The 25,854-nt window shown below is 66.8% G+C and carries 24 protein-coding genes; 11 read left to right on the forward strand and 13 right to left on the reverse strand.

Annotation, left to right across the window (positions count from 1 at the left end; all coding sequences use genetic code 11):
* The first annotated feature begins 8 nt into the window (after positions 1 to 8).
* Together AB4Y63_RS13300 and zapE are read left to right on the forward strand one after the other, a co-directional pair.
* Positions 9 to 317 (forward strand): hypothetical protein, encoded by a 309-nt coding sequence (locus AB4Y63_RS13300; protein WP_441791535.1) that lies wholly within the window; start codon positions 9 to 11, stop codon positions 315 to 317.
* 41 nt (positions 318 to 358) lie between these two features.
* Complete coding sequence (zapE, locus tag AB4Y63_RS13305) at positions 359 to 1,411, forward strand: cell division protein ZapE (RefSeq protein ID WP_441791536.1); 1,053 nt, start codon at positions 359 to 361, stop codon at positions 1,409 to 1,411.
* A 28-nt stretch (positions 1,412 to 1,439) separates the two neighbouring features.
* Here the strand turns inward: zapE and AB4Y63_RS13310 are convergent, their stop codons facing one another.
* On the reverse strand, positions 1,440 to 2,156 hold the full coding sequence (locus tag AB4Y63_RS13310) for a ferritin-like fold-containing protein (protein WP_441791537.1): 717 nt from the start codon (positions 2,154 to 2,156) through the stop codon (positions 1,440 to 1,442).
* A 220-nt stretch (positions 2,157 to 2,376) separates the two neighbouring features.
* On the opposite strand from AB4Y63_RS13310, the gene AB4Y63_RS13315 reads away from it, so the two are divergent.
* On the forward strand, positions 2,377 to 4,098 hold the full coding sequence (locus AB4Y63_RS13315; RefSeq protein WP_441791538.1) for a DEAD/DEAH box helicase: 1,722 nt from the start codon (positions 2,377 to 2,379) through the stop codon (positions 4,096 to 4,098).
* A gap of 213 nt (positions 4,099 to 4,311) precedes the next feature.
* Here AB4Y63_RS13315 and AB4Y63_RS13320 read toward each other — a convergent pair whose 3' ends face one another.
* The gene (locus AB4Y63_RS13320; RefSeq protein WP_441791539.1) at positions 4,312 to 5,181 is read right to left on the reverse strand and encodes a PHP domain-containing protein; all 870 of its coding nucleotides are present in this window, start codon (positions 5,179 to 5,181) and stop codon (positions 4,312 to 4,314) included.
* Between the two features lie 146 nt (positions 5,182 to 5,327).
* Between AB4Y63_RS13320 and AB4Y63_RS13325 the strand changes: the two genes are divergently transcribed.
* Positions 5,328 to 6,869 carry an aminopeptidase P family protein gene (locus AB4Y63_RS13325; RefSeq protein ID WP_441791540.1) on the forward strand — a complete coding sequence of 514 codons (1,542 nt, stop codon included), beginning with the start codon at positions 5,328 to 5,330 and terminating at the stop codon, positions 6,867 to 6,869.
* A 160-nt stretch (positions 6,870 to 7,029) separates the two neighbouring features.
* On the opposite strand, the gene AB4Y63_RS13330 is transcribed toward AB4Y63_RS13325, so the two are convergent.
* On the reverse strand, positions 7,030 to 7,752 hold the full coding sequence (locus AB4Y63_RS13330) for a general stress protein (RefSeq protein ID WP_441791541.1): 723 nt from the start codon (positions 7,750 to 7,752) through the stop codon (positions 7,030 to 7,032).
* 56 nt (positions 7,753 to 7,808) lie between these two features.
* Here AB4Y63_RS13330 and AB4Y63_RS13335 point away from each other — a divergent pair, with 56 nt between their 5' ends.
* The 4 genes from AB4Y63_RS13335 (at position 7,809) to AB4Y63_RS13350 (ending at position 11,594) form a co-directional block, all read left to right on the forward strand.
* Positions 7,809 to 9,170, forward strand: a complete 1,362-nt coding sequence (locus tag AB4Y63_RS13335) for a magnesium transporter MgtE N-terminal domain-containing protein (protein ID WP_441791542.1) — start codon at positions 7,809 to 7,811, stop codon at positions 9,168 to 9,170.
* Entirely contained in the window at positions 9,157 to 9,747 is a 591-nt protein-coding gene (locus AB4Y63_RS13340; protein ID WP_441791543.1) for a DUF1003 domain-containing protein, read from the forward strand. Before AB4Y63_RS13335 ends, AB4Y63_RS13340 begins: the two co-directional genes overlap by 14 nt.
* Positions 9,740 to 10,891 (forward strand): Mrp/NBP35 family ATP-binding protein, encoded by a 1,152-nt coding sequence (locus tag AB4Y63_RS13345; protein ID WP_441791544.1) that lies wholly within the window; start codon positions 9,740 to 9,742, stop codon positions 10,889 to 10,891. Before AB4Y63_RS13340 ends, AB4Y63_RS13345 begins: the two co-directional genes overlap by 8 nt.
* A gap of 274 nt (positions 10,892 to 11,165) precedes the next feature.
* Positions 11,166 to 11,594 carry a PGPGW domain-containing protein gene (locus AB4Y63_RS13350; protein ID WP_441791545.1) on the forward strand — a complete coding sequence of 143 codons (429 nt, stop codon included), beginning with the start codon at positions 11,166 to 11,168 and terminating at the stop codon, positions 11,592 to 11,594.
* Here AB4Y63_RS13350 and AB4Y63_RS13355 read toward each other — a convergent pair.
* Positions 11,570 to 12,520, reverse strand: coding sequence for a cyclase family protein (locus AB4Y63_RS13355; RefSeq protein ID WP_441791546.1), 951 nt, complete (start codon positions 12,518 to 12,520; stop codon positions 11,570 to 11,572). The two genes, AB4Y63_RS13350 and AB4Y63_RS13355, sit on opposite strands and share 25 nt — an antisense overlap.
* A 170-nt stretch (positions 12,521 to 12,690) precedes the next feature.
* Here AB4Y63_RS13355 and AB4Y63_RS13360 point away from each other — a divergent pair, with 170 nt between their 5' ends.
* Entirely contained in the window at positions 12,691 to 14,241 is a 1,551-nt protein-coding gene (locus AB4Y63_RS13360) for a succinic semialdehyde dehydrogenase (RefSeq protein WP_441791547.1), read from the forward strand.
* Positions 14,242 to 14,247: 6 nt separating this feature from the next.
* Here the strand turns inward: AB4Y63_RS13360 and AB4Y63_RS13365 are convergent, their stop codons facing one another.
* The 5 genes from AB4Y63_RS13365 to AB4Y63_RS13385 all read right to left on the reverse strand — a co-directional run bounded on the left by AB4Y63_RS13365 (position 14,248) and on the right by AB4Y63_RS13385 (position 19,176).
* Positions 14,248 to 15,063 carry an amino acid ABC transporter ATP-binding protein gene (locus tag AB4Y63_RS13365; RefSeq protein WP_441791548.1) on the reverse strand — a complete coding sequence of 272 codons (816 nt, stop codon included), beginning with the start codon at positions 15,061 to 15,063 and terminating at the stop codon, positions 14,248 to 14,250.
* The gene (locus tag AB4Y63_RS13370; RefSeq protein ID WP_441791549.1) at positions 15,060 to 16,064 is read right to left on the reverse strand and encodes an amino acid ABC transporter permease; all 1,005 of its coding nucleotides are present in this window, start codon (positions 16,062 to 16,064) and stop codon (positions 15,060 to 15,062) included. The genes AB4Y63_RS13365 and AB4Y63_RS13370 overlap by 4 nt, the downstream gene beginning before the upstream one ends.
* Before the next feature lie 4 nt (positions 16,065 to 16,068).
* Positions 16,069 to 16,998, reverse strand: a complete 930-nt coding sequence (locus AB4Y63_RS13375; protein WP_441791550.1) for an ABC transporter substrate-binding protein — start codon at positions 16,996 to 16,998, stop codon at positions 16,069 to 16,071.
* A gap of 133 nt (positions 16,999 to 17,131) precedes the next feature.
* Positions 17,132 to 18,241: an o-succinylbenzoate synthase gene (gene menC / locus AB4Y63_RS13380; RefSeq protein WP_441791551.1), complete on the reverse strand. Its 1,110-nt coding sequence runs from the start codon at positions 18,239 to 18,241 to the stop codon at positions 17,132 to 17,134.
* The gene (locus AB4Y63_RS13385) at positions 18,238 to 19,176 is read right to left on the reverse strand and encodes a hypothetical protein (protein ID WP_441791552.1); all 939 of its coding nucleotides are present in this window, start codon (positions 19,174 to 19,176) and stop codon (positions 18,238 to 18,240) included. The genes menC and AB4Y63_RS13385 overlap by 4 nt, the downstream gene beginning before the upstream one ends.
* Between AB4Y63_RS13385 and AB4Y63_RS13390 the strand changes: the two genes are divergently transcribed.
* On the forward strand, positions 19,117 to 20,913 hold the full coding sequence (locus AB4Y63_RS13390) for a PucR family transcriptional regulator (RefSeq protein ID WP_441791553.1): 1,797 nt from the start codon (positions 19,117 to 19,119) through the stop codon (positions 20,911 to 20,913). The genes AB4Y63_RS13385 and AB4Y63_RS13390 overlap by 60 nt on opposite strands.
* Before the next feature lie 99 nt (positions 20,914 to 21,012).
* Here AB4Y63_RS13390 and AB4Y63_RS13395 read toward each other — a convergent pair whose 3' ends face one another.
* Positions 21,013 to 22,785, reverse strand: a complete 1,773-nt coding sequence (locus AB4Y63_RS13395; protein WP_441791554.1) for a beta-propeller fold lactonase family protein — start codon at positions 22,783 to 22,785, stop codon at positions 21,013 to 21,015.
* Between the two features lie 319 nt (positions 22,786 to 23,104).
* Positions 23,105 to 23,500: a Sec-independent protein translocase TatB gene (locus AB4Y63_RS13400; RefSeq protein ID WP_441791555.1), complete on the reverse strand. Its 396-nt coding sequence runs from the start codon at positions 23,498 to 23,500 to the stop codon at positions 23,105 to 23,107.
* Between the two features lie 86 nt (positions 23,501 to 23,586).
* Here AB4Y63_RS13400 and AB4Y63_RS13405 point away from each other — a divergent pair, with 86 nt between their 5' ends.
* Entirely contained in the window at positions 23,587 to 24,219 is a 633-nt protein-coding gene (locus AB4Y63_RS13405; RefSeq protein WP_441791556.1) for an O-methyltransferase, read from the forward strand.
* 147 nt (positions 24,220 to 24,366) lie between these two features.
* Here the strand turns inward: AB4Y63_RS13405 and AB4Y63_RS13410 are convergent, their stop codons facing one another.
* Entirely contained in the window at positions 24,367 to 24,543 is a 177-nt protein-coding gene (locus tag AB4Y63_RS13410; RefSeq protein WP_441791610.1) for a DUF3117 domain-containing protein, read from the reverse strand.
* A gap of 58 nt (positions 24,544 to 24,601) precedes the next feature.
* Entirely contained in the window at positions 24,602 to 25,822 is a 1,221-nt protein-coding gene (locus AB4Y63_RS13415) for a hypothetical protein (RefSeq protein ID WP_441791557.1), read from the reverse strand.
* Positions 25,823 to 25,854 lie beyond the last annotated feature (32 nt).

Below are 25,854 nucleotides of genomic sequence, written 5' to 3' on the forward strand. Positions count from 1 at the left end.
GCATTTCGATGGAACTGCTCTTCGTCGCGCTGGGCGGGGCCCTGATCGGTTTGATCGTGCGCTATTCCCTTCCGGGCCGCGCGACACAGGGTGCTGTGCTGATTCCCGCATTCGCCACCGGACTCGCCTCGGTCGTCTGGGTCGCTTTGACCTGGCTCGGCATGAAGTGGGACGGCGGCTGGATCTGGTGGGTGACGTTCGCCATCACTGCCGCAGTGACGGTGGGCGTTGACCTGCTGCTGACCCGTCAGCGTCAGCAGGGCGACACTGCTCTGCTGCACACGCTGATGAGGTCGGGCGCACCGCGCACATCCTGATCGCACCGTGTGGATGACTTCACCGTGTTCATGATCGCACCGTGTCGGTGACGACCCTGGCAACAGGCCGCGCCCTGGATCCGGACCAGCAGCACCTCGTCGACCGGCTCGACGAGGTGCTCTCGTCGTTGACGGCTGACCCCGAAAACGCGGATGCCCGGCGCGGGCTCTACGTGCACGGCTCAGTCGGGCGCGGCAAGACCTGGCTCTGCGATGCCTTCTTTGCCGGAGCGCCGACCACGGCCAAGCTCCGCATCCATGTGCACGATCTGCTGCACGATCTGCACCAGGCCATCTGGCGGGCCCGGTCCGCCGGCTCGGATTCCACCGGCTCGGATTCCGCCGACCGTCCGGATGCCATCGAGCTCGCTCTCGCCGAGATGCTGGGCGACCTCGAGCTGCTCTACCTCGACGAGGTTCATCTGCACGATCCCGCCGACGCCGTGATGCTCGGCCGGGTGCTGCAGGCCGTGTTCGACCGCGGCATCCTGCTCATCGCCACGTCGAACAGCGCGCCGGACGAGCTTCTGCCGAGCCGCGAGTTTCATTCGCTGGCCGAACCGGCGATTGCCCTCATCGGGGCGCACCTCGACACCGTCGAACTCGGCGGCACGCTCGACTACCGTCGCACCGATGTTCCCGCTCGTACTCCGCGCGAGTCCGGGTTCGTCAGCGGCTTCTGGGTTTCAGAGGCCGAACTCGATGAACTCTCCCCCGGCGACCTCCGACGTCCGACCGCGGCCGAAGGGACCGTGCTGTCGACGAACGGGCACCATTTCACCGCACGCCGGGCAGACGCCGGTCTCGTCTGGTTTCACTTCGACGACCTCTGCGAGGGCGACACGTCGATCCTCGACTATCTGATCTGGTCGAGAGAGTTCCACACCTGGGTCATCGAAGGACTCCCCCCGCTTCATACCGCGACGCCGCAGGCGCGCCAGCGATTCGCCCACATCATCGACGTGCTCGTCGATCGGGATGTGACGCTCCACGTCATCAGTGACAGTTCACGCAGTGAGATCTCCGGCGCGGCCGGACCGCGCGATGCCGAGCGACTGCACAGCAGGCTCGCGTTGCTGCGGAGCGCGAGGTAAGCGAGCGCGTCTGAGCGTGTCTGAGCGGCTACGCCGTCAGGCCGAGCTCGTCCATTCGGCGGGTGTGCGCGGCGATGATCTCGGTGAAGACCGGCTCGATCCGTGACTCGTCGCGGGAGAGGTCACCGGAGACATGCAAAGCCGACCGCGCGACGAGCAGAGTGTCGCCGACCAGACGTCGACCCCACAGCGCCAACGACGACGCGAGTTTCGGGTCAACAGCGATTGCTCGGGTGACCTCGGTCACGACCACCGCGAAACCGGCATCCTGCTCAATGAGCTTCACCACGCGCGAGCGGGTGTCGCCCGGCAGACCGACGGCCAGGGCCGCAAAGAAATCGTCGAGAAGGCCCGTGGTCAGGTAGCAGCCGATCAACGATTCCGGCCAGGTCGCGCCGGCTCGCATCCGTCGAAAAGCGTCGAGTTCCGCGGCGAAGGGAGCCATCGCCTCGGCCGGATCCGAGCCGTGGCGGCGCAGCTCGCCGACGAGTGCTTCATGCTTGGCGAGGGCGAGCCCGGCCGAACGGCTCAGTTGTCCTTTGACGGTCACCGTGGGTGCGGCCGTCGCAGCCTGGGCCAGGCTTTCGAAGACGCCGAGCTCCATGTATGCGGCCTGACCAAGAAACTGTGGCAGCGGCGGGACGAGCTCTCCGAGATCGACTTTCATCGTCGGTAGGGACTCCCCGCGGCCCGTCAGGCGCGGGATCTCCAGGCGCTTCGCGCGTCGACCAAACCATGAGACCACGTGCCCAGCTTAGAGCGTCACAGCGAGCGGGCCGCGGCGATCTTCGTGACGCGAACGGCGTCTTCGCAGGGCCCCCATACAGAAAGAGGAGGCGCTTCACGGAGATTGCCAGGCCCGTTCGGTAAGCTGGCCTCACATCCCCGGCATCGGATCGGTGATCATGCGCCTGAAACAGAAGACGGGCGCAACCCTCTTCTTCAGTAAAGACAGGCATACATTCGTGACTTTCTCCGAACTTAATATTGACCAGGACATGGTCGACGCTCTCGCCGACAAAGGCATCGTTGAGCCGTTCCCCATCCAGACCCAGACCATTCCGCTTGCTCTCGCCGGCCAGGACATCATCGGCCAGGCCAAGACCGGAACCGGTAAGACCTTCGGCTTCGGCCTCCCGCTGATCCAGCGCCTCGGTCTGAACCCCGAACCCGGCGTGCAGGCGCTCATCGTCGTGCCGACCCGTGAACTGTGTGTTCAGGTGAGCGAAGACCTCGAGCTCGCCGCCAAGAACCGCGACACCAAGATCGTCTCCATTTACGGAGGCAAGGCCTACGAAGGTCAGGTCGAACAGCTCAAGGCCGGCGCGCAGATCGTCGTCGGTACCCCGGGCCGTCTGCTCGACCTCGCCAGCCAGCGTCTGCTCGACCTCAAGAACGTGCGCGAAATGGTGCTCGATGAGGCCGACAAGATGCTCGACCTCGGCTTCCTCGCCGACATTGAGAAGCTCTTCGCTCAGACCCCGGCCGGCCGCCACACCATGCTGTTCTCGGCCACGATGCCCGGCCCGATCGTCGCCCTCGCGCGCCGCTTCATGACCAAGCCGATCCACATCCGTGCGACCGACCCCGATGAGGGCCTCACGCAGGCGAACATCGAGCACCTCGTGTACCGTGCGCACAACATGGACAAAGACGAAGTGATCGGCCGCATTCTGATGGCCGAGGGCCGCGGCAAGACCGTGATCTTCACGCGCACCAAGCGTGCCGCAGCCAAGCTCGTCGAAGAACTCAACGACCGTGGCTTCAATGCTGCGGCCGTGCACGGCGACCTGAACCAGGAACAGCGCGAACGCGCCATGGCCGCGTTCAAGGCCGGCAAGAAAGACATCCTGATCGCCACGGATGTCGCAGCCCGCGGCATCGACGTCAACGACGTCACCCACGTGATCAACCACACCATCCCCGAAGACGACAAGGCTTACCTGCACCGCGTCGGCCGCACCGGACGTGCCGGCAAGACCGGCATCGCCGTGACGTTCGTCGACTGGGACGACCTGCACAAGTGGGCGCTCATCAACCGCGCGCTCGAGTTCGGTCAGCCGGAGCCGACCGAGACGTACTCGTCGTCGCCGCACCTCTTCACCGACCTGAACATTCCGGCCGGCTCCAAGGGTCGCCTGCGTGCGACCCCGATCAAGGAGGTCGTGGCCGGCAGCGGCCCCGGTCGCTCGGATTCGGGTCGTGGCGGTCGCAGCGATTCCGGTCGCAGTGATTCAGGACGTAGCGATTCCGGACGCGGTGGCTCAGGCCGCGGTGGCTCGGGCTCTGGTCGCTCCGGCGCACCGCGCACCGAGGGCGCGCGTACCGAAGGCGCTCGCGCCGAAGGCACCGCGGTCGAGGGCGAGCGCACCGGCTCCAGCCGTTCACGCTCCTCACGCGGCGGCCGTTCCGGCGGACGCTCGGATGCCCCGCGCACCGAGACCACCCGCACTGAGCCCCGCACCGAGGCGAACCGTACGATCCAGCCGACCTCGGCCGACCAGCCGGAGATCCGCGAGGGTCGCACCCGCACGCGCAACCGCGTCAGCCGTGTGACCAACCCGGCAGCGCCCGAGGCCGTCTCGGCCGCCGGCACCCACGACGGTGGCGGCATTGAGCACCGCGACGGCAACAGCGCCCCGCGTCGCCGCGTGCGTCACCACTCAGAGACTCCCCCGCAGGTCTAGTCCTTGCGACACGAACGGCCCGTTGCATCTTCGGATGCGGCGGGCCGTTTTCGTTGGGCATGCAGTCGTCCGGCTATCTGTCGTGAAGCCGTTGTCGGTCGCCCATTCGACGGAGATTCGTGCGAAATCAGACAGAATCGGGGCAAAACCGGCCCGATTCTCAGAAATCTCCGTCGAACGGGAGGGTGCGGGGCGGCGGAGTGTCAGCGCCGATCAGGCGAAGATCGGCGCCGAACCGGCGCCCTGCGCGATGATCGCGTCCAGCACCTCCGGAGCCGTCGTGTTCTCGCCCAGACGGTTCGGCTTGCCCGCACCGTGATAGTCGCTCGAACCGGTGACGAACAGGCCGTGCCGGGCAGCCAGCACAGCCAACCGCGCCTTCGCCTCCGGCTTGTTCTCGCGGTGGTCCAGCTCCAGGCCGAAGAGGCCTGCCTCGACGAGTTCGGCCAGACGTGCCTCGTCCATCAGGTCGCCCACACCCCGGGTGGCCGGATGCGCCAGCACCGGCACTCCCCCGGCCGCCCGCACCAGCTGCACCGCGTGCAACGGGTCAGGCGCGTAGTGCGGCTGGTAGTAGCCGGCCCGCCAGTGCAGGATTCCCTCAAAAGCGTCACTGCGCGTGGGCACCACGCCGCGCGCAACGAGCGCATCGGCGATGTGCGGGCGGCCGATGGTTGTTCCCGGCGTCGTCTGGGCGAGCACGTCGTCCCAGGTCAGCGCATAGTCGGCGCCGATGCGCGCGACCATCGCCTCGGCTCGGGTGTGCCGCGCTTCACGGATGCGCGCGGTCTCGCCGATGATGCCGGCATCCGTCGGGTCAAACAAGTAGGCCAGAAGGTGCACGCTGGCATAGCCCTGGCGTGTGCTGAATTCCATACCGGGAATGAGCGTGATGGCGACCTCGCGCGCGGCGGCGGATGCCTCGGACCAGCCGGTCGTCGAGTCGTGGTCGGTGAGGGCGACGGTGCCCAGACCCGCCGCGTGGGCGGCACGGATGAGCTCACCGGGGGTTTCGGTTCCATCGGAAACGCGCGAGTGCGTGTGCAGGTCGATCGGACCCACAAATCGTCTCTCAGCGTTCATTCCCCTATGTTACTGGGGTCGACCGGCCGCACGGCGGCCCCGGCGCACCGCCCGTGCGGCGCAGATTCCGGCCGGAAGCTCGACGCGCCGCCGGCTCCCCTCCCTGCACACAGCACGAGCCGGGCTGGCGGTGAAAGAATGGGCGCATGGCTGATAGCACCGACACCGGAATCTCCCCCGCCCCGCGCTCGAACGAGAACCGTTCGACTACCCCGAGCTCCGACGGGTTCAAGAACTTCATCTCCACCGGATGGGCCGAACGCACTGACGTTCTGCCGTCGGCACGGGAACAGGCTTCGTTCGCGGCAACGCGCCGTGCCAAGCTCTCGGCGCTCTACCCGGGAGTCCGTCTGATCATTCCGGCCGGGCGCCTCAAGCAGCGCTCGAACGACACCGACTACGCGTTCCGCGCCCACTCCGGCTTCGCGCACCTCACCGGTTGGGGCAGCGACTCCGAACCCGGTGCCGTGCTGGTGCTCGAGCCCGCCGACATGGGTCACACCGCAACGCTCTACTTCCGTGAGCGCGCCGGCCGCGACTCCGACGAGTTCTACGCGAACGCGGAGATCGGCGAGTTCTGGATCGGACCCCGTCCGTCGATCGCCCAGGTCGCCAGCGACCTCGGCCTCGAGGTGCGCGGCATCGCCGACCTGACCGCGGTCTTCACCGCCGTCGACAGCTCGACCCTCGTCATCCGCGAAGCCGACCCGTCACTCACTCTCAAGGTCGACGAGGCGCGTCTACGTTTCGCCGCAGAACGTGTGCTGAGCAACAACGCCTCTGACAGCCCCTTCAGCGTGGAGATCAACGGCGAGCACGAACCTGACGACCAGCTGGCCCGCGATGTGTCGGAGCTGCGCCTGGTCAAGGATGCCTACGAGATCGAACAGATGCGTCTCGCCGTCGCGGCGACCGCGCGGGGCTTCGACGACGTCATCCGTGACCTGCCGCGTTCCAGCACCCACCAGCGCGGTGAGCGCCTGGTCGAGGGCGTCTTCAACACGCGTGCCCGCGCCGACGGCAACACCGTCGGCTACGACACGATCGCGGCCTCCGGCTCGCACGCCTGCATCTTGCACTGGACCCGCAACGACGGACCGGTGAGCCCCGGCGACGTGATTCTGATCGACGCCGGTGTCGAGCTCGACAGCTACTACACGGCCGACATCACCCGCACGCTGCCGGTCAACGGCACGTTCACCGCGGTGCAGCGCCGGGTCTACGACGCGGTCTGCGAAGCCGCGGATGCCGCGTTCGCCGCGGCTCGTCCGGGTGCCGTGTTCCGTGAGGTGCACGCCGCGGCGATGGACGTCATCGCCCGTCGCACCGCCGAGTGGGGCATGCTGCCGGTCACGGCCGAAGAAGCCCTGGAGCCCAGCAACGGCCACCACCGCCGCTACATGGTGCACGGCACCAGCCACCACCTCGGCCTCGACGTGCACGACTGCGCTCAGGCGCGTCGCGACATGTACATGGACGGCGTGATCGAGCCAGGCATGGTCTTCACCATCGAGCCCGGTCTCTACTTCCAGCCCGACGACCTCACGGTTCCGGCCGAGTACCGCGGCATCGGCGTGCGGATCGAGGACGACATCCTGATCACCGCGGATGGCGCCGAGAACCTGTCGGCCGCAATCCCGCGCACGTCGTCGGACGTCGAGGCGTGGATCGCGACGCTCACGAAGTAGCAATCGCTCGAGGATCGCCGCCACGACCGAGAGTCGCCGTTGCAACGGCGATTCTCGGGAGCGGCGGCGATTGTGGCGTCGCGGGTCAGGCCGTCCGGCGGTGACCACGCGGATGTTTCTGCGCGGCGGTCCCTACGCTGCGGTGCCTACGCTGCGGTGCCTACGCGGCGGGACCCTGCGTCGGTCCGGTCTGACCCGGCTGTGCCGACTGCTCCGGCGCGTCGGCCCCGGCGTCGGCTGCGTCAGGCCCCGGAGTTGCGTCATCCGTCACGTCGTCGGCAGACGTCGCCGGCGGCAGCGACTCCCCATAGGCGCCTGGCTGATAGGTCGGTGCCACATAGGCGCGCGGCGGGTCGGACGGATGCGGCACATCAAGGGTTTCGCTCTCGGCGACACCCTGCCCCGAGAGCATGTTGCGCGCCTTGTTCACCAGAGCGTGGTCAACGATCACCTGATAGTTCGTGGCGATGACCTGCATCGTCGAGGTGAAGTCGCGTCGACGGCGATTCAGCGCGTAGCTGACCAGGCCGAACAGCATGCCGAAACCGGCACCGATCAGCACGGCAGCAAAGACGAAGGGCAGACTCGAACCCGTCGGAGAGAAGATGAAGAAGAGCAGGCCGAAGAAGATTCCGAGCCAGGCGCCGGAGGCCGCGCCGCCGAGCGCCACCCGGCCGTAGCTCAACTTGCCGGTGACGCTCTCGACCGTTTTCAGGTCGTTGCCGACGATCGACAGCTGACGCACCGGAAAGTCAGCTTTCGCCAAGATGTCGACCGCGGCTTGCGCCTCCGCGTAGGTGACATAGGTGGCCACGACCTCTCCCGTCGGCATGACAGGAGAGACGAGCGGACGTCGCGCGCCGAATTGACTCATATTGCTCATGTCGCCATTCTTTCACGACCGCCGGAGTTCCCTGGTGAGTGGCCTACATTTGTACTGTGAGTGCCTCCAGAGTCTTCGTCGCCCGCTTGGCCGGTTGCACCGTTTTCGACCCCGCTGGGGATCGGGTCGGAAAGGTGCGCGATGTGCTTGTCGTGTACCGAAAAAGCGACCCGCCCCGGGTAGTCGGCCTCATCGTTGAGATCCCCGGCAAGCGTCGCGTCTTTTTGCCGATCGGCCGAGTGACGAGCATCGGCAGCGGCCAGATCATCACCACGGGTCTGATCAATGTGCGCCGGTTCGAGCAGCGCGGCGGCGAAGTGCGCGTCATCGCCGAGATGCTCGGTCGCAAGGTGCTGTTCAACGACGGTTCCGGCGACGCCACGGTCGAAGATGTTGCGATTGAAGAGACCGACCAGGGCGAATGGGCGATCAGCCAGCTGTTCGTGCGCCGGCCCAAGACCAGTGCGTCACCGTTCGCCAAGGGTGCGACGGTGTTCACGACCTGGGGCGAGGTGCGTGAGAAGTCGACCGTGGGCGAAGCCCAGTCGGCCGAGCAGCTCATCGCCACCTACTCCGATCTCAAGCCGGCCGACCTCGCCAACACCCTGCTCGATCTGCCCGAAGAGCGCATGTACGAAGTGGCCGGAGAGCTCTCCGATGACCGCCTCGCCGACGTGCTCGAGGAGATGCCGGAAACCGACCAGGTCGGCATCCTCGCCACCCTCGGTGACGCCCGTGCCGCTGACGTGCTCGACCACATGCAGCCCGACGATGCCGCCGACTTGATCGCGCAGCTGCCCGAAGGCCGCGGCGAGCAGTTGCTCGACCTGATGGAGCCCGAAGAGGCAGAAGACGTGCGTTTTCTGCTCTCCTACGCCCCCGACACCGCCGGCGGCCTGATGACCACCGAGCCGATCATCGTCTCGGCCGACGCGACGGTCGCCGAAGGCCTCGCCCTCATCCGTCGCCATGACCTCGCTCCCGCGCTCGGTGCCGCGATCTGCGTCACACTGCCGCCGTACGAGGCGCCGACCGGCCGCTTTCTCGGCATGGTGCATTTTCAGCGGATGCTGCGTTACCCGCCGCACGAACGGCTCGGCACGTTGCTCGACTCTGGCCTCGAGCCCGTGACCGCCGACACGTCGGCCGCTGAGGTGTCACGCATCCTGGCCAGCTACGATTTAGTGTCCGTGCCTGTCGTCGACGACAACCATCGCCTCGTCGGGGTGGTGACAATTGATGACGTTCTCGACTATCTGCTCCCGGATGACTGGCGAAGTCAGGACGGCAACGACGACGTAAGACGTCGCGCTGCCGCACGCACGATGCTGGCCACCGGCAGCATCCCGCTTCCGGGCGGACAAGACGCGAAGGGCCCAGTTCCGGGCGGAAGGAGGAGTCGACGTGGCACGAGCTAACAAGTCAGACATCCGCCTCGACACGCCCAAGGGGCTGCGTCAGAGCACTTTTCCCACCCGGGGACCGGGCAGCGACCGGTTCGGTCGTTTCACCGAGTCGATCGCCCGCGGCATGGGCACTCCCTGGTTTCTCGTCGGGCTGACGGTTTTCGCCGTCGGTTGGATGCTGTGGAACACCCTGGCACCCGAGCAGCTGCGCTTCGACTCGATCGCGCTCGGCTTCATCGCGCTGACCTTGATGCTCTCGCTGCAGGCGTCCTACGCGGCCCCGATGATCCTGCTCGCGCAGAACCGGCAGGATGACCGTGACCGCGTGCAGATCGAGCAGGACCGTCAGCGCGCCGAGCGCAACCTCGCCGACACCGAGTACCTCGCCCGCGAAGTCGTTGCCCTGCGGCTCGCGATCAAGGACATGGCGTCGAAAGACTTCATTCGTGCCGAACTCCGCAGCCTGATCGAGCACCTCGACGAGCGCGACCAGGAGGCGCTGGCCGAGGCCGACGAATCGACCGCCGCGACTACTACTACTTCTGCCGCTGCAGCCGCTGCTCTGACCGAGCGTTCGACGAGTGCTTAATGAGCGCGTGCTGGCCGCACTGGCCGGCGTCATCGATCCGGAGATCCGCAAACCGATCACCGATCTCGATATGGTGGCCGGCGTGAGCGAGGATGCCGCCGGGCAGGTGACCGTCGGCATCCGTTTGACGATTGCCGGGTGCCCGGCGGCGACACGCATCGAATCGGATGTGCTGAAAGCCGCCGAGTCCGTGGCCGGCGCCGGCAACGCCACGGTCGAGGTGTCGGTGATGACCCGCGAACAACGGCAGGCGCTCACCGAGAAACTGCGCGGCGACAAAGCCGTGCGCAGCAACCCGTTCGGGCCCGATTCGCTGACCCGCGTCTACGCGGTGACCAGCGGCAAGGGCGGTGTCGGCAAGTCGACGATCACCGCGAACCTCGCCGTCGCGTTGGCGAAACGTGGCCTGGCCGTCGGCATCATCGACGCGGATGTCTACGGGTTCTCCATCCCCGGTCTGCTCGGTCTCGTCGACAGCTCAGAGGGCGGTTCGCGTCTGTCCGTGAAGCCGACGCAGGTCGGCGACATGATCCTGCCGCCAGTCGCGCACGATGTGAAGGTCATCTCGATCGGGATGTTCATCGATGATGCCGCGGCGGCAGTCGCCTGGCGCGGGCCGATGCTGCACCGCACGATCACCCAGTTTCTGACGGATGTCTACTTCGGCGATCTGGACATCCTGTTGCTGGATCTGCCGCCCGGCACCGGCGACGTCGCCATCTCGGTCGGCCAGCTGCTCCCCCACGCCGACGTACTCGTCGTGACGACTCCGCAGGCCGCAGCGGCCGATGTCGCGGAGCGCAGCGGAATCGTGGCGCGGCAGACCGGTCAGACCATTTATGGCGTGATCGAGAACATGTCGGGCCTCGCGCAGGCCGACGGGACCGTGCTCGAGCTGTTCGGCTCAGGCGGCGGCGAGGAGGTCGCCCGGCGACTCTCGGCCGGCCAGGACAGCCCGGTGCCGCTGCTCGCGCAGGTGCCGCTCAGCGTGGCGTTGCGGACCGGTGGCGACACCGGTGCACCCGTCGTGCTGGCCGACCCGTCCGATCCGGCGGCCGTCGCGATTGAGTCGGTCGCTGCGAAGCTGGCGACGCGCTCCCGCGGTTTGGCCGGGCGCAGTCTCGGGATCAGTCCGCGGTTCTAGGGTCGCGGCCGGGACATCCGCTTGCTGCCTCGCGTTGCTCCGCCTTGCGTTGTTCTGCCTCGCGCCGGCGCGGTCTATCCCCCTGGGCGCGCGTAATACTCCTCGCCAGCCGGGATAGCCCGCGCCCAGCCTGATCTCGGGCAAATCCCGGGCCCGCAGCGCACAATAATGTTCAGCCCTGGGCACCGGCATCACTCCCGGGGGCCTGCGCACACCCACAGCTGGATCTCACCGCCGTCGGCATGCACGCGGTGCGGCTGGCTACGATGAAGGCATGCAGCCACGTCAGCGTCCGGCGACCGAGTCCAACTTCGGTACTCCCCCGGTCGGCGGCGAGTCCACAGCAGACACTCCGCCGCGGAGAGGCCCCGCGGCCCGCGCTTTCACGAGTGTGCGCGCCGGTATCGGCCGCCATCCCACGGCCAATCGGGTCTATCGCACGACGGTTGGTGTCACCGGTGCCGGAACCGTCGTACTCGGGGTACTCCTCATCCCTCTGCCTGGTCCCGGCTCCCTGATCGCCCTCGGCGGCCTGGCGCTGCTCGGCACCGAGTTTGCAGGCGCGAAGAAGGCCAGCACCACGATGAACAAGGCCGCGCGGGCCGCCGTGAGAAAGGCCCAGGCTCACCGAGCGGCGAAGGCGGAGGCTGCGAAGGCCGAGGCGGAGGCTGGCCGAGACTATCCGACGGGAACGGTCGCGTAGGCCCGCACCGGAAACGTGCCGAATGCCTCGACGAGCGGCGGCGCGGCCGTGAAGGTGGCCCCGTGTGGGGGCAAGTCTCCGAGCCCGGTGAGATGTTCGACGATGGGGATGCCCGCGGCGAGCAGCAGACTGTGCGCCGGTCGCGCGCCCCCACTGCTGGTGTCGTCGATGTTGACCGAATCGATCCCGACGAGCGCCACATCGTGCTCGACGAGCCACCGCGCGCCCGCCTCGGTGAGGTACGGAGCGTCGACGGCGTAGCTCGGCTGTGCCCAGTCGCGGTCGCCTCCCGTGTGCAGGAGCACCGCGCATCCGCTGACGTCGAATGCCGCAAGGTGGCCGACGTCCACGGCCCGCGCGCCGCTTCCGCCCGTGCGGACGACCACAACGGGAAGATCCACGAGTCGCGTCAACGGCACTCCGGCGAGGTCCGCCCCGTCCGCGTAGCGATGAAACGGGCTGTCCAGGTAGGTGCCTGTGTTGCCGACCATCGAGATGCGGTCGATGGCGAACTCGGTGCCCTCCGCATAGAGGCTTCGTGAGGCCTCCCGGGTGAGGTGCGGGGTGGTCTCCGGCGCAGGAAGGCCGGGGTAGGTCGTTTCCCCCGCCCGGATGACATGGCTCAGCTCGACGAAACGCTTCGGAGCCGAAGCGGCCTGGCCGCCAGCACGTCGCGCGTCGCCGGCCGCGGCCGCATCGCTCGGTCCCCCGCGCGTGCCTTTGTGCGGTTCGGCGACGATCTCGACATTGCGCAGCGTCACCGACTCGGCCATGAGCAAACCGAGCGAGGCGACGAAGAGCGCGCCGATCTCATCCGTCGACGTCTCGCGGGACGGGATGTCGACCCGGAATCCCTCGGCGCTCAGGCCGCCCCTGTTCGAAAAGGTCACTGTCGCATCGAAGCTGGCTCGGTATTGGGTCGTCATCCTGACAGCCTGGCGATTCGCCGGCGCGTGCACAATCGATCGGGCCGTCGAAATCCTGCCAAGTTCGTGCAGGCGTCCGCGTGCACCTCGGTCGACTCAAAACCCAGCCAGAACTTCTTCGCTAGAAACTCCCTGCCACCAAGTGGGTCAGTTGACCTAGACTGACCGTCATGCCCGCCTCCCTGCTGGAACACACGCTCACCTCTGAACTCACCCGCGACGTCACCACCACGTCGGGAGAGTCGGTGCCGGTCATCGCACCGTTCACCGGAACTCTGCTGCACGACCTTCCCACGAGCAGTGTGAGCGATGTGCAGGATGCCTACTCCCGCGCTCGGCTGGCCCAGATCGCCTGGGCGCGGGCCGGATTCGCGCACCGCCGCGCGGTTCTGTTGCGTGCCCACGATCTGCTGCTGCAGCGCCGGGAGCTGTTTCTTGACACCCTGCAGGCCGAAACCGGCAAGACACGCGGCCAAGCCTTCGAGGAAGTCTTCCAGGCCGCCTCCGTCACCCGCTTCAACGCTCTCGCCGCATACGGCGTGCTCCGCGGCGGGCGGCGCCGGGCCGGCATTCCCCTCGTCATCACCACGCGCGTGCGCTACCGGCCCAAGGGCGTCGCCGGCGTGATCACGCCGTGGAACTACCCGTTCAGCCTGGCCGCCATGGATGTCGTTCCCGCCCTCGCGGCTGGCTGCGGCGTCGTGCAGAAGGCCGACAACCAGGGCGCGTTGTCCATCCTCGCCCTGCGCCGCGCGTTCATCGACGCCGGAGTGCCCGAGCAGCTCTGGGCGATCGTCACCGGTGACGGCCCCTCGATCGGCGGCGCCGTCACCCAGGATGCCGACTACATCTGCTTCACCGGGTCGACCGCCACCGGCAAGATCGTTGCCGCACAGGCCGCGACCACCCTGACCGGCGCCTCGCTGGAGCTCGGCGGCAAGAACCCGTTGATCATTCTCGACGACGTCGACCCGACGAAGGCGGCCGTGAATGCGGCATCCGCCTGCTTCTCGTCGCTCGGTCAGCTCTGCGTCTCGACCGAGCGCATCTATGTCGAGCGCGGTGTCGCCGCCCGCTTCCTCGACGAGTTCGTGGCCACGACGAAGAACCTCGCGCTCGGTTCGGCGTTCGACTACACGGCGGACGTCGGCTCCCTCACCTCACAAGCCCAGCTCGACCGGGTCACGGCCCACGTGAAGAACGCCGTCGACCAGGGCGCCACGGTGCAGGCGGGCGGGCGGGCCCGACCCGATCTCGGACCGTTCTTCTTCGAACCGACGGTGCTCACCGGCGTCACTCCGGAGATGGACTGCTTCGCGTCAGAGACGTTCGGCCCGGTCGTCTCGGTGTCGATCGTCGACTCGGAGCAGGAGGCGATTCTCGCCGCCAACGACAGCAACTACGGACTGAACGCCTCGGTCTTCTCCGGCTCGCCCCAGCGCGGGCTCCGGGTGGCGACAGCTCTGGAAGCCGGCAGCGTGAACGTGAATGAGGGTTACCGCGGCTCGTTCTCGTCGGTGGCCGCGCCGATGGGCGGCATCAAGCAGTCGGGCCTCGGCCGCCGCAATGGCCCGGAGGGGCTGCTGCGCTTCGTCGACGCGATCACGGTTTCGCGTGCGACGGGGCTGTTGCAGTTGCCGCGTTTCGGTCATGAGTTTGCGCAGCTGGCCGGTCCGATGGTGTTGCTGGCCGGTGTGCTGAAGGCGGTTCGCCGGCGCTAGGCCGCGCTACATCACACTATTCAGAAACGCCTTCGTGCGCTCGTTCTGCGGATTGTCGAGCACGCTGGCCGGCGGCCCGGATTCCACGACGACTCCCCCGTCCATGAAGACGACCGAGTCAGCAGCCCCGCGGGCGAAACCGATCTCGTGGGTGACAACGATCATGGTCATTCCGTCGGCGGCGAGCGCGCGCATCACGTCGAGCACATCGCCGACAAGTTCGGGGTCGAGCGCACTCGTCGGCTCATCGAAGAGCAGCAGCTTCGGGTCCATCGCGAGTGACCGGGCGATCGCCACCCGCTGCTGCTGCCCACCCGACAGCTGCGTCGGATACGACTGGGCGAGATCGACCAGGCCGACCCGGTCGAGCAGGTCGAGCCCGCGCTGCGTCGCCTGCTGCTTCGGCAGCTTCTTCACTCCGATCGGCGCGACGGTGACATTCTCGAGCGCCGTCATGTGCGGAAAGAGATTGAACCGTTGGAACACCATTCCAATGCCGCGGCGCTGCCGTGCCACCTCCCGCGGATTCATCTCATAAATGCGGTTCTGCCGCTGCGCGTAGCCGATCAGTTCCCCATCGACCGAAATACGGCCGCCGTCGATACGTTCGAGGTGGTTGATGCAGCGCAGAAACGTGGACTTTCCGGAGCCCGACGGGCCCAGCAGACACATCACCTCGCCGGCGTTGACGCTGAGCGTGATCCCCTTCAGCACCTGCACGCCGCCGAAGCTCTTGCGCACCTTGCGGGCCGAGAGCAACGGTACCGGTGCGGGCGGGGCCGGGATGTTTGTGGCCGAACTGGACTGTAGCGTCTCGGTCATGAGTGGGCCCCTTTGGTGACGACCTGCGCGGGATTGATGGGGTCGGGAACGATGCCGGCCGGGCGGCCGCGTCCGAGCGCGGCCCTGACCCGTTGGATCGGGGTCGGCGGCAGGCTGCGCGCATTCCCGCGCCCGTAATGACGCTCCAGGTAGTACTGCGGAATCGACAGCACCGAGGTCAGGAACAGGTACCAGCAACTGACGACGATGAGCAGTTCCACCTGACGCAGGTTCTGCGACGAGATCTGGGTGGCGACCGTGTACAGCTCGAGCACCGCGATCACCGACAGCAGTGAGGTGTTCTTGAGCATCGAGATGGTCTCGTTGCCCATCGGCGGGATGATCACCCGCATGGCCTGCGGCAGCACCACCTTGAACAGGGTGAAGGTGGGGCTCATGCCCACCGAGTACGCGGCCTCATACTGACCCTGATCGACCGACAGCATCCCGGCCCGGATGATCTCCGCCGAGTACGCCGCCTGGTTAAGCGTGAGTGCGAGCAGGCCGGCGGTGAACGCCGGGATCAACGTGTTCGTGTCGATCGAGAAGAGGGTGAAGTCGGTGAACGGAACGCCGAGCGAAATCTGGGCGTAGAGCAGGCCGAGATAACCCCAGAACACGATCTGGATCAGCAGCGGCGTGCCCCGGAACACCCACACATACGACCAGGCCAGCACGTTCATCACCGGGTTATTGGAGAGCCGCATCACGGCAATCAGCACGCCGAGCACCGACGAGACGACCATCGCGATGACGGTGATCACCAGGGTGAGCACCACACCGGAGAGGATGCGCGGGTTGAACAGAAACTCGCTGATCGTCGGGTGGTGCACGTTCTCGTTCTCCCAGAGGGAGACGGCCAGGGTGACCAGGGTGGCCAGCAGCAGTACCGCCACCACCCATCGCCATGGATGCCGCAGAGGCACGGCGACGATGTCGTCAGGGTCGACCCCGTCGGTGTTCACCTCCGGCGGCCGCTCGCTCGTCAGGGCAGTGGACATCAGGTCACTTCCCGAGGTTGATGCCGGCAGCGTCGATGCCGAAGTCGGTGAGGTCGTATTTCGCCAGGATGCTCTCGTAGGTGCCGTCGGCGATGACCGCCTCCATGGCCAGGTTCAACGCCTGCGCGAGGTCGTTGTTCTTCTTCAGGATGCCGATACCCGTGTAGAGCGGGTTGTAGCCCGACGGGTTGTCGGGGTCCTTGACGACATCGAAGATCTCCCCGTCGCCGGCGGTCTGCGCGGCGTACGCGGCGACAGCGGAGTCGACGACATCCGCGACGGCCTTGCCCGAGCGCACGGCGGTCTGCACGTCGGTCTCGATCGGCAGTTCCATGGTCTTGATCGGCGTGGACCCGGCCGCGATGCACTGCTCGTCGTAGCCGTGCAAGATCTCGGCCTGCACCGTCGCCTTCTGCACCGCGACATCCTTGCCGCAGAGGTCGAGCACCGTCGTGATGTTCTCCGGGTTGCCGGCCATCACCAGAATCGAGAAGCCGGCGTGCATGTAGGCGACGAAGTCGAGGGTCTTCTGACGCTCCTGGGTGTCGTTCATGCCCGACATGATCACGTCGTGCTTGCCCGACTGCAGCGAGGGGATGATGCTGTCGAAGGCCTGCGTCTGCAGCTCCATTTTCACGCCGAGCCGTGCGCCGAGGGCCTGCGCGAGATCGTAGTCGAATCCGGTGAGGTTCTGGTTCTCGTCGAACATCTCCATCGGCGGGAACGGGATGTCGGAGGCGACATTGATCACTCCCGCCTCCTTGAATGCGGCAGGCAGCGCGGCGGATGCTGCCGGGTCGACGTCGGCGGCCGGCGGAGCCGACGTCGGGGCCGGGTCTCCCGTCGCCGAACAGGCCGACAACGCGAGGGCGGCGGCGAGGCCGAGTGCTGCGGCGATCGTGACGGAGAATTGGTGGCGAGCTGAGGTTTTCATATGCGGCACTCCTGGGTTGTGTGCGAGGTGCTGAACGTCATCGGTCGGCACGTCACGGGTGTCGGGTGGGGCAATTCGGGGGGGGGCTGTGCGGGGCGGTCGACCGAGTTTGTGCTGCGTGGGGCGACAGGGGCTAGAAACGGATGTCGGTCGTCCTGGTCGTCAGCTCGTTCAGTACGTCGGGCAACACGTCGACGCCGATGCCGGGGCCGGTGGGCACAGCCAGGTGGCCGTCCTCCAACACGAACGGGGCGGTCAGATCCTGCGTGTAATACCGGTTCGACGCCGAGGTGTCGCCGGGCATCACGAAGTTCGGCAGTGCGGCAAGGGCCACGTTGGCCGCGCGGCCGATGCCGGTCTCCAGCATCCCGCCGCACCAGACCGGAACCCCGTTCGCCGCGGCGACATCGTGGATGCGCCGGGCTTCGAGGTACCCGCCGACGCGCGCCGGCTTGACGTTGATCACGCTGCAGGCGCCGAGCGCGATGGCGGCTGCCGCGTCGCGGGCGGATTCGATCGACTCGTCCAGACAGACCGGGGTGGTGATGAGCTTGGCCAGGCCGGCGTGTCCGAGCAGGTCGTCTTCGGGCAGCGGCTGCTCGATCAGGAGCAGGTTGAACGGGTCGAGTTGGGCCAGATGCCGGGCGTCGGCGAGGGTGTACGCGGTATTGGCGTCGACCTGGAGCAGCACGTCATCGCCGAATCTTTCACGCACCGCGCGCACCGGCACAACATCCCAACCGGGCTCGATCTTCAACTTGATCCGCAGGTAGCCCTCGTCCAGGTAGCGGCCGACGGCATCGAGAAGCTCCTCGTGTGAGTCCATGATTCCCACCGAGACTCCGGCCGGCACACGCTCATGCACGGCGCCGAGATGATCGCCGAAGGAGACGCCGGTTTCCTTGAGCTGGGCATCCAGGATGGCGGTCTCGAGCACGGCCTTCGACATCGGGTGCCCTTTGACCGGGGCGAGCGCGGTGGCGACCCGATCGGCCGTGAGCCGGTCGCCGAGCGCTTGGAGCCGCGGGATCAGGTGGTCACGGATGACGAGATCACCGCCGTCGAGAAACTCAGAGCTGTAGAGCGGGTCGGGTTCTGCGGCATGTTCGGCCCAGCCCTCGGCGTTCGCCGTGGTGACCCGCACGAGCGTGGTCTCGCGTTCATACGCGGTTCCGAACGACGTGCGAAATGGTGTCACGAGCGGCAACGTCACCCGACGCATCTCGATGTTCTCGATCTTCATGCTTGTCCTCCGTTATCGCGTGAGTTGTCGTGGGAGCCGTCGTGTGGGCTGTCGTGTGGGCTGTCGCGTGAGCTGTCGTGTGGGCTGTCGAGTCGGTACCAGCCCGTTCGGGTCACGCCGCGTGCGACCGAACCGCTGTCGAAAGCGCTGGTCAGAATCGTGCGGATGCCCTGGCGCCATGCCGCTGCGGCAGCCGGATCACTGACGCGCAGAGCGACGATGTCGGTCGGAACTCTGCACCAGCCAAAGCCGTCCGCTTCAATCAGCACCGGCTGCCCGTCAGGCCCAACGGCCCGCACGTCGCCCGGGCCGAATTCAGGCAGCTCCACCGTCTCGGGTCGCCGTTCGCTGCACGCGATTGCCTGCTCGCTCGTCAACGACCAGATCGCGACGAGACGATCCGTCTCATCATTGGCATTGATCTCGTCGTCCATCACCCCGTAGAAGTTCGGGATGTACTCCGAGGCCGTGGCACCGAGTTTGGTCAAGTTGAACCGGGCGTTGCGGCTGACCAGCGGGTCGAAGGTCCATTCCATGGTGGTCAGTCCTCGTGCCAGCGCCCAGGCCCGTTGGTGCTGCTTGAGCGCGAAGCCGACGCCGGCATCGGCCAGCCCGCGGCGCACGCCGGCGATCAGCGAGTAGACCGAGTCGCGATCGGGCGACACGATGCCCACCGCGGCTCCCGACAAGACTCCGGCGGCGTCGTAGGCCGTGCTGACGTTGCAGCCGGAGTGGCTGATGCTGCGCAACAGGTCGGCGGGAATCGGAGCACCGTGCTCTGAGGTGCCCCACACCGAGATGAGCAGGTCGGCGACGTCTCGCAAGCGCGACATCTCGTGTTCGTCGACCAGGCGCATCCGTGAGGCTTCGGCCGCGTGAGCAGCGGCATTCGCGGCCTGGGCGGCGAGCGAGAGGAGATCGACGTTCTGGAGCATGCGATCAGTGTGATCGATCGATGTCCCGGCGTCGTCGGCGTGCGGCACAAAGATTTCACGGCCGCACTGTTGTGCAGCACAATGCTCCCGTACGGTGGACCAATGGATGCCGAAGCGACGACGTCAAAAACAGCACCGACGGCGGCACCGACCGCAGCACCGAGCGGGCTGAGGGTCGGTGAACTCCTGCTCGTCTTAGACGGTTCAGGGCTGCATCTCGCCACGATCGGCACCGAACCGGTACTGGCGCGCGTCAAGCCCACCCTCTACGAGCGCTGGGCCCCGCTCACCGGCGCTCCCGACGGGGTGTTGCTCGGAATCGGCCTGCATCCGGGTGCGCCCGAAACCGCCGAGGTTGTTCGCGCGGCGGCGGCACACGGCTTTGGTGCCGTCGTGGTGAAGTCGCTCAGCCATGATCTGGGACCGCTGGCCGCGATCGCGGATGCCGCCCAGATCGCGCTCATTGTCGCCGACGACGAGATCGACTGGCGACAGGCCGATGTGTTGATCGCGTCGGCACTCGCGACCAGCGCCGAATCGGCCAGCTCCTTCTCGAGCCTGGCCGTCGGCGACCTTTTTGCCCTCGCCAACTCGATTGCCGCGCTCGTGGGCGGCGCGACGGCCATCGAGGACTTGCAGGAACGGGTGCTGGCCTATTCGACAATCGCCGACCAGCCGATCGATGAGGACCGCCGGGTCGGCATCCTGGGGCGGCAGGTGCCGTTCCTTCCCGAGAACGCCGAGCAGTACGCCGAGATGTTCCGGGCAACCGGAGCCGTGCACGTGCCGGGCGTTCCCCCTGCACTCGACCGGCTGGCGGTAGCCGTGCGGGCCGGGTCGCAACCGCTCGGCTCGATCTGGGTTGTCGATGCGCATGGCGAGTTCGATGCGGAGGACCACCGGGCGCTCGAGCGCGCCGCCGACATCGCCGCCCTTCACATGCTTCACGCCCGCAATGCCGCAGATCTCGCCAAACAGCAGCGCGGCGACCTGCTGCGGCGGCTCCTCGAGGGCGGCGAGGACTCGCGGCTCATCGTCGACCAGCTGGGCATCGACACCGACAGCGGGTCGATTGTTGTGGCTTTCCAACCCCGGTTCACCTCGGTGGGCGAGGAGACCCGGATGGGGCGGCTGATCGATCTGATCGCCATGCAGTGCGAGGCGCACCAGCAGGGCACCGAGTGCGTGGTCATCGGAAACACCGTCTACTCGCTGTTCACCGGATCCGCAGCGGGCGCCGAACGCACTCGGGCGATGGCGGAGCGCTTGGTCGGGCGGGCTGCGTCTTCGTTGCAGGTCGAGGTGCTCGCATCGATCGGGTCAGCCGCGCACTCCCTCGGTCAGATCAGCCGTTCGCGTCACGACGCCGACCTGGTGCTCCTGCTGCGCTCCGACCGGCCGGGCGCGGCATCCGTCGCCAGTGCCGTCGAGGTGCGCAGCCAATTGAGCATCCTCGAACTTGCGCAGGTCTTTCGGGACACCGCTCATCTGGCGTCGCCGCAGGCCACCGGTCTGGTGGAGCACGATCGGCGCACCGGCTCCGACTATGCGCACACGCTGCTGACGTATCTGAGCTGTGGCCGGGACTCGGCGGTCACCGCCACCCGGCTTTCGCTCCACCAGAACACGCTGCGCTACCGGTTGCGCCGGGCTCACGAGCTGTTCGGCATCGATCTCGACAATCCCGATGACACCTTGCTGCTCTGGTTGAGCCTGCGGGTGATCGAGTTCGGCTGAACCGTTCCGCCGATGTCAGGCTGGGAGCTGCTGAGAAACCAAGGCCCCGGCGACGAAGAGGAGTACCATCGCCGGGGTCCTCGGGCGGCTCGGCGGGGATTAGTCGCGCGTTGGCCCCGAGAGTCGGCGTTGCACCAGGAGGGCGCCACCAGCCAGCGCGAGCAGCAGCGCAGCGGTGGCGAGGCCGGGCAAGATCGCGTTGGTGCCGGTGCTGGCGAGCGCTCCACGCGATGGCTGCTCACTGCCGCCGGTGCCGCTTCCCGGGGCGATGGCGCCGGGCACATCGACGAATGCCTCGTTCGACGGGTCGCTCTGCCCGACGGCGTTGAGGGCGTATACCCGGTAGGTGTAGACGACGCCCTCGTCGATCTCGGCGTCGGTGTACGCCGTGTCGGGTGAGCCAGTGTCGTCGACGATGGCGCTGAACGGGCCGCCGTCGATGCTGCGCTCGATCCGGTAGCCGACGATGGGTGATCCGCCATCAGACGTCGGTGCAGTCCAGGTCAGGTCGGCGGCGCCGCCATCGAGCTCGGCCGCGAGATTCAGCGGCGCTGTGGGTGCTGTCGTCGGATCGGCGATCGTCACGGTGTACTCGCGCGTGACGGTGGAGACGATGCCGCTCACCGTGCTCAGCGCGGTGACCGTGAACATATAGGTACCGGTGCTCGTCGGCGTTCCTGTGAGGTCGCCCGTCAGGGGATCGAGGGTAAGGCCGGGCGGCAGGGTGCCTGCGGTGATGGTGACCTGCGGGGCGGGGGAACCCGTCGTCTCGACGTTCGCTGCATACTCAGCGTCCACCGTGCCGTCGGGCAGGGTGGCGGTGACGATCGCGGGGAAGGTGTCGAGCGCGAGCACCGAGACATCCGTCGTGCCGGCAACGTAGGCGTGGCGACCATCGGGCGTGATGGTGATCCCCCGCGGACCAGCCGCCACTGGAACAGTTTGGACAACCGCATTTGTCGCGAGGTCGATGACTGAGACCGTTCCGGCGGTGGTGTTCGTCACGTACGCGCGGGTACCGTCTGGCGTGACCGCGACATCCGCTGGTCCATCTCCCACCGGGATGCTCGTCGTAATGGTGTTCGTCGCCGTGTCAATCAGCGACAGCGTGTCGGCATCGGGGCTCGCCGCATACATGAGCGAGCCGTCCGGGGCGAACGCGACTCCATCGACACGATTCGTGGACGGGCCAGTGAGGATCGTCGCGACGATAGCGTTCGTGGCGGTATCGACGACGGCGATGTCGTGCTTGAGGGGGGAGTAGTGGACCATGTACACGCGGCTGCCGTCCGGTGACACGGCCACGCTCCGTGGCTGGCCACCGCTCGGGATCGAGGCGAGCAACGTGTTCGAGGCAGTGTCGACCACGGACATCGACACGATCCCGGGGCCGTTGACGTTCACCACGTAGATCCGCGAGCCATTCGGGGAAACGGCGATGCCGGCGGGATTGTCCCCGACGGGCACGGTGGCGACGATCGCACGCGTCGCCGTGTCGACGACGGCGACGGAATCCGTCCCGCCCTGCGTCAAGTAGAGGCGCGATCCGTCGGGAGAGACGGCGAGGCCCGCGACCGGCCCCGGGACCGCGATCGAAGCGATCTGCGCTCTCGTCGCGGTATCGATCACGGCGATGGTGCTTCCCTGGCTCACATACAGCCGAGTCCCATCCGAGCTCATGGCCGTCTGGCTGCCGCTGTAGCCGCCGCCCCCGGGCCCCCCAGCATTTGGAATGGTGGCCACGACACTGTCGGCCGAGGCCGCGGACACGCTCAGCGTAAGCACACCCGCAAGCGCGACGGTCGCCAGCACCCGTGCCGGCCATCCCCCCAGCCGACGTCGACGAACGAGCGGTTCTGTGCTTTGGATCATCTTTCTTCCCCTGTTGTAGATCATATGAGCGGATCTTCACAGTACCGTCCTCCGGGAAAGCGATGCCCGTGCTTGAGCTGATGCCGGTGCTCACCGTGCTGCCCTGGTCGCCGATGATCGGCTGTCGCTCCCCATCGACGGCATCGGCGCACGGTCGGCGTCCGTCGTCTCGCCTGGTCAAGGAACGAGAGAGCGAAGCAAGCCCATGTCTCGAGGCCTCGCAAGCCGATCCTCAGACACACCACAGCTCGGAGGTTGGCTCGCGCTGGTTTCGAGACGGGCGCTCCTTCGTCGCGTGCTCCTCAACCACCGATGGCGGCTAGGTCGCCTCAGAGTCGAACGGCGTGGGCTCCGATGCCGCGAGAGAGGCCTCTTTGGCACGCTTTCGCTGCAGGTAAGCGCCTTCGGGGTTCGGGCTCCGGGTGATGACAGCGGCTTCCGTCGCCGTGGACGAAACTGTGGTGTCGTCGGTCAGCGCTTCACGGATGATGCGGCGCGGGTCGTACTGCCGAGGATCAAGTTTCTTCCAGTCAAGGTCGTCGAACTCTGGACCCATCTCGTCGCGCATGCGATCCTTGGCACCGTTCGCCATGTCACGAAGGCTGCGCACAAGCCGAGCCAACTGGGCCGTGTAGTGCGGCAGCTTGTCGGGACCGATCAGGAAGGCAGCGATGACCCCGATGATCAGCACCTTCTCGAACGTCAAACCAAACATGAGTTCAGAATAACCCGCGGCGAGGCCTCCCCGAACCATTGGCCCGGCGGCAATAGGCTTATCCCATACATCTACTGGAGTGCGACGTGTCTGAAAAAGAACTGAACTGGAAATTTTCCGACGACCTGGTCGTCGAATCCGATGCTGTGGCCCGCGCCAGAGCACAGTCGCTGGAACTCGGCATCGACGCGATCTCCCCCGCCGTTGGCGCGCAGACTGCCGTGCTCGCCGCGGCGACCGGTGCCCTGAACATTCTCGAGGTGGGAACCGGTGCCGGCGTCTCCGGTATCTGGTTGCTCTCCGGCGCCCCCGGTGCCACGCTCACCTCGATCGACACCGAGGTCGACCACCAGCAGCACGCTCGCGCGCATTTTCTCGATGCGGGCATCCCGGCCAAGCGCGTGCGCCTGATCACCGGCAAGGCCGCTGATGTGCTGCCGCGGATGAACGAGAACTCCTACGACATCGTCTTCATCGACGCCGACCCGCAGTCGGTCATCGAATACGTCGAACACGGTCTGCGCCTCGCTCGCCCGGGCGGAACCGTGCTCGTGGCCCACGCTCTCTGGCGCGGCCGGGTCTCTGACCCCGCCCAGCGCGATGACGTCGCGACCGGATTCCGCACCCTGGTGACCGAGATCGCCGCCTCCAACGCCGTGGTCAGCGCGCTCTCCCCCGTCGGCGACGGCCTGCTTCAGATCACCAAGATTCGCGCCTGACCCCCGGCACACAGAAACGGCTGCGCGTCATCGCGCAGCCGTTTTCTACGCCTCGAGCTCGACCGGATACACGAACCTGATACAGAATCTGGGCACAAAAAAACGGCTGCGCAGTCATCGCGCAGCCGTTCTTCGTGAATCTTGTGGCTAGCTGGCCGGGTTGACAACCCCAGCAAGTGCATCGTGAAGCTCCTTGGCCTCAGCGTCGTTCACAGAGACGACGAGCCGACCTCCCCCTTCGAGCGGTACCCGCACGATGATGAGGCGCCCCTCCTTTACAGCCTCCATTGGTCCGTCTCCGGTCCGTGGCTTCATGGCCGCCATGAACTCCCCTTCCATTCGTTTGGTTCTATTATCGACCATCCCAGGCGCTAACCGATAATCACGGCGGTGTCCAGTCGGCGCCGTCGACACCCCAGGCGATCAGAAGCCACCCCCACTGACCAGCGATTCCGAGCACGACCAGAGCGATTCGATAGGCCAGGTTGCGCGGGATCGCGATCGCGCCGAGCAGCGGAAACATCGGCATGAGCAACCGGAATGTGCTCGACTGCGGAAAGAACACCGCGAGCAGGTAGAGCGCGTAGCTCGCCACCCAGAAACGCAGATCGACCCCGAGCCTTCGAACCGGCGGCGAGAACATGAAGATGGTGAAGGCCAGGATGAGTGCGATCACGACGATCGAGCCGAACGGCTGGCCGAGCCACCAGCCCCCGCTCTGGAACCAGGCGGTGAACGGCACAAGCTCCTGGTAGCCGATGTAGGCCGAGCGCCAGGCGAGTTCCGTGTCGGTATACGACGACATCGAGCCGGTCACGGCCCAGGCCGCCAGCAGCCAGGCAAAGCCCATCACCGCGCTGAAGAGGGCGACGGATGCCGCGAGCATCCGTTCACGCATCGGGAACGGGTCTCTGCGCCGCGTAACGAAGCGGTAGATCACGTGCAGGCCAAGCGCCAGGGCGAAGGCGAGGCCGCTCGGCCGCGTCACGGCCATCACGGCGATCACCGGGAAGAGCAGTGCATAGCGCCGGTCGAGCAGCAGCATGAGCGCGAGCGTGAGCAAGAAGAGGTACATCGACTCGGCGTAGCCGAATTGCAGCAGCGGTGACAGCGGGGCGACACTGAACAGCACGACGGAGAAGAGCGCCGTCGATGCGGGAAGCACGCGGAGCATCAGCTTGTAGAACAGCAGGGCGGTAGCCAGGCTGAAGGCCAGCGACACGAACACCGAGAGCGGGGCCCAGCCGAGCCCGGTGATCAGCATCAGCAGCCGTACGAGCATCGGGTAGGCGGGCATGAACGCCCAGGCGTTCTCGGCGATGTGTCCGGTATCGGTGACCGGCAACACCGAGGGATAGCCGGAGACGGCGACGATGTTGTACCAGAGTCCGTCCCACATGTTCGCGAACTGCAGGTAGGTGGGATGCGCGCCGGTCCAGGGGTTGTCGCCCTGAACGCTTGCCAGAATGAGAATCAGGGTCGTGGTGACGACGCGGGACAGCGCCCAGATCACGATGACCTTGGCCCACCAGGGGGTCAGCCGGTACCGGGCACGCCAGCGCGCGGGCAATGCGGATGCCGCGGCAGCGGTAGCCGGCGACATCGCTGGCGAAGTCGCGGGCGAGGCCACGTCCT

Source organism: Leifsonia sp. YAF41, assembly GCF_052113185.1.
GTDB lineage: Bacteria > Actinomycetota > Actinomycetes > Actinomycetales > Microbacteriaceae > Cryobacterium.

Bases quoted from the DNA above. Each gene is read 5' to 3' on its own strand.
- AB4Y63_RS13415 (WP_441791557.1), bottom strand. From the start codon at position 25,822: ATGTCGCCGGCTACCGCTGCCGCGGCATCCGCATTGCCCGCGCGCTGG.
- AB4Y63_RS13355 (WP_441791546.1), bottom strand. From the start codon at position 12,520: ATGACGACCCAATACCGAGCCAGCTTCGATGCGACAGTGACCTTTTCG.
- AB4Y63_RS13330 (WP_441791541.1), bottom strand. From the start codon at position 7,752: ATGAGCAATATGAGTCAATTCGGCGCGCGACGTCCGCTCGTCTCTCCT.
- AB4Y63_RS13350 (WP_441791545.1), top strand. From the start codon at position 11,166: ATGCAGCCACGTCAGCGTCCGGCGACCGAGTCCAACTTCGGTACTCCC.
- AB4Y63_RS13320 (WP_441791539.1), bottom strand. From the start codon at position 5,181: ATGAACGCTGAGAGACGATTTGTGGGTCCGATCGACCTGCACACGCAC.
- AB4Y63_RS13365 (WP_441791548.1), bottom strand. From the start codon at position 15,063: ATGACCGAGACGCTACAGTCCAGTTCGGCCACAAACATCCCGGCCCCG.
- AB4Y63_RS13360 (WP_441791547.1), top strand. From the start codon at position 12,691: ATGCCCGCCTCCCTGCTGGAACACACGCTCACCTCTGAACTCACCCGC.
- AB4Y63_RS13370 (WP_441791549.1), bottom strand. From the start codon at position 16,064: ATGTCCACTGCCCTGACGAGCGAGCGGCCGCCGGAGGTGAACACCGAC.
- AB4Y63_RS13410 (WP_441791610.1), bottom strand. From the start codon at position 24,543: ATGGCGGCCATGAAGCCACGGACCGGAGACGGACCAATGGAGGCTGTA.
- AB4Y63_RS13400 (WP_441791555.1), bottom strand. From the start codon at position 23,500: ATGTTTGGTTTGACGTTCGAGAAGGTGCTGATCATCGGGGTCATCGCT.
- menC (WP_441791551.1), bottom strand. From the start codon at position 18,241: ATGAAGATCGAGAACATCGAGATGCGTCGGGTGACGTTGCCGCTCGTG.
- AB4Y63_RS13325 (WP_441791540.1), top strand. From the start codon at position 5,328: ATGGCTGATAGCACCGACACCGGAATCTCCCCCGCCCCGCGCTCGAAC.
- AB4Y63_RS13375 (WP_441791550.1), bottom strand. From the start codon at position 16,998: ATGAAAACCTCAGCTCGCCACCAATTCTCCGTCACGATCGCCGCAGCA.
- AB4Y63_RS13385 (WP_441791552.1), bottom strand. From the start codon at position 19,176: ATGCTCCAGAACGTCGATCTCCTCTCGCTCGCCGCCCAGGCCGCGAAT.
- AB4Y63_RS13395 (WP_441791554.1), bottom strand. From the start codon at position 22,785: ATGATCCAAAGCACAGAACCGCTCGTTCGTCGACGTCGGCTGGGGGGA.
- AB4Y63_RS13300 (WP_441791535.1), top strand. From the start codon at position 9: ATGGAACTGCTCTTCGTCGCGCTGGGCGGGGCCCTGATCGGTTTGATC.